This window comes from Neisseria sp. HMSC074B07, from assembly GCF_001810355.1.
Classification (GTDB): domain Bacteria; phylum Pseudomonadota; class Gammaproteobacteria; order Burkholderiales; family Neisseriaceae; genus Neisseria.
In genome coordinates this window covers 26,618-28,866 of record NZ_KV800952.1, presented here as the reverse complement: position 1 = coordinate 28,866, position 2,249 = coordinate 26,618, and the positions used below count along the sequence as shown (strand labels likewise).

3 protein-coding genes are annotated in these 2,249 nt (G+C 51.5%); all 3 read right to left on the bottom strand.

What is annotated here, in order from left to right; all coding sequences use genetic code 11:
* Positions 1 to 322: 322 nt before the first annotated feature.
* Positions 323 to 1,219, bottom strand: a complete 897-nt coding sequence (locus tag HMPREF2726_RS08640; protein ID WP_009312555.1) for a polyprenyl synthetase family protein — start codon at positions 1,217 to 1,219, stop codon at positions 323 to 325.
* On the bottom strand, positions 1,203 to 1,427 hold the full coding sequence (locus tag HMPREF2726_RS08635; RefSeq protein WP_003755792.1) for an exodeoxyribonuclease VII small subunit: 225 nt from the start codon (positions 1,425 to 1,427) through the stop codon (positions 1,203 to 1,205). Before HMPREF2726_RS08635 ends, HMPREF2726_RS08640 begins: the two co-directional genes overlap by 17 nt.
* 136 nt (positions 1,428 to 1,563) lie before the next feature.
* Positions 1,564 to 2,249 (bottom strand): transferrin-binding protein-like solute binding protein (locus HMPREF2726_RS14145; RefSeq protein ID WP_246827877.1); only part of this gene is annotated, 686 nt, incomplete at its 5' end.

Below are 2,249 nucleotides of genomic sequence, written 5' to 3'. Positions count from 1 at the left end.
TATTGTACTATTTTGTTTTTAATTGACTATAAAAACGGATGTTTGCAGGAACAGAAGGGCGGTTAAAACGCCTATAAAATCCACTGTTTGCGCACAACTTATCCACATTTTAATCCCAATTTATCCCGTTGAATAAAAGCATGATTCATTATAGTGGATCAACTTTAAACCAGTATGGCGTTGCCTCGTCTTGCTCTGATTTAAATTTAATCCACTATAAACGCCGTCCCTATACAAAAAGGTCGTCTGAAAATCTTGGAACTGATTTTTCAGACGACCTTTGATGTCTTAGCGGTATAAAAAGAAAAATGATTTCAAACGTTTAATTTTTCCGCGCGGTGACAAATTCCGCCAGCAGCCGCAGATGCAGGGCTTTTGCGCCGAAGGGTTCGAGCAGGGCGGCGGCTTCGGCGGTCAGGGTTTCGGCGTAGGTGCGGGCGGCTTGCAGACCCATCAGTTTGACGTAGGTGGGTTTGTTGTTGTCGCTGTCTTTGCCGGCGGTTTTGCCTAGGGTGGCGGTGTCGGCTTCGCAGTCCAACACATCGTCGATGACTTGGAAAGCCAAGCCGAGTTTGGCGGCGTAGTTGTCTAAGGTGCGGACGTCGTCTGAATCCAAATCGGGGCAGGCAAGTGCGCCCAATACGACGGCGGCGCGGATGAGGGCGCCGGTTTTGAGGCTGTGCATCTGCTCCAACTGCGCCTGATTCATGGCTTTGCCGACGTTGGCAAGGTCGATGGCTTGTCCGCCCGCCATGCCGAGGCTGCCGGATGCTTTGGCGAGCGTGGACAACATGGCGATTTGGCGTTCGGCGGGCAGTCCGGTCGGACGGCTCAATACGTCGAAGGCTTGGGTTTGCAGCGCGTCGCCGACCAAGAGGGCGGTGGCTTCGTCGTATTTCACATGGCAGGTCGGTTTGCCGCGCCGCAGGCTGTCGTTGTCCATTGCGGGCATGTCGTCGTGGACCAAGGAATAGACATGCACCATTTCAATCGCCGCCATGGCTTGTTCGACGGCGTTTTGGTCGGCATCGCCCAATTCGGACGCGGCAAGCACCAAGAGCGGGCGCAGCCGTTTGCCGCCGCCGAGGGTAACGTAACGCATGGCTTCGTGCAGCGTGTGCGGCACTTGGTTTTCAGACGGCAGGAAACGCTCCAGCAGCAATTCGGTCTGCGCTTGGGCTTTTTGCTGCCATGCTTTCAATTCATTCGCCGGGTTCAAGGTTCAGCTCCTTCAGTTCGCCCGCGTCCAATACTTGCAGCTTTTGTTCGACTTCCGCCAACTTGGTTTGGCAGTATCTGACCAGCTCGTTGCCTTCCTGATAGGCTGCCAGAGCGTCTTCCAGCGGCATTTCGCTGCTTTGCATCGACTGGGTCAGGGTTTCGAGGCGGGCGAGGGCTTCTTCAAAGGATTTGGGGGCTTTTTTCATGATGATGCGGGCAAAAAATCAAAGCGGTATTGTAGCATTTTATGGGCTGCTTCTTGGGCGGGAACGGAAAAAGGTCGTCTGAAAACCTGATTTCCAAGTTTTCAGACGACCTTTTGAGCTGATGATACGGTAAAAATCATTCTTTCAGAGCGGCGGCACCAAACGTACCGTTTTTAGATTCCAGAAGATGATCGAATCGGCCGGTAAGCTCTTCTGCTTGGGGGCCGAGGAACATACCCGACATGATTTTTTGTTCTTTCTCATCCACATGGAAGAAGCGGTTGCCGACGATTTGACCTTCCAGATTCACTTCATCAAATTCACCGTTCTCGGAATAAACCGCACCGGAGAGGGATTTGCGACCGAAGTCCACCATAAAGATGGAGTTGCCGAACGTATTGGCTTGTCCGACATCGCTGTAAAGCGCATAACCGCGGTAAAAAGCCTGACCCTCTTGAGGCATCGCTGCTTCCGGAGTAATAACGCCTTGGTAGAACATATACGATGTATGGATGTCAGTATCTCCATTTTTCAAGCCATAAAAACCGTAGCGGCCGTATTTCAGATGAGTGGCGGCAACCAAGACAGATTTTTCGTTCACATTACCGAATACTTCAGCCCTTTGAGGCTCAGTTTCAGGCAACAGCGGGATTTTTTGTCCGTCCACCTCAAGAATATTGATGTCGCCGATATGGGAAATATCGTCGCCTTCCATTCCTGATTGGGAAATTTTGCTGTAATAGCCGTCGATTTGTTGGGTTGCAACAGCTTCAGCCGCTTTACGCTCAGCTTCTGCTTTAGCTTTTTCAGCTTCTTCGGCGG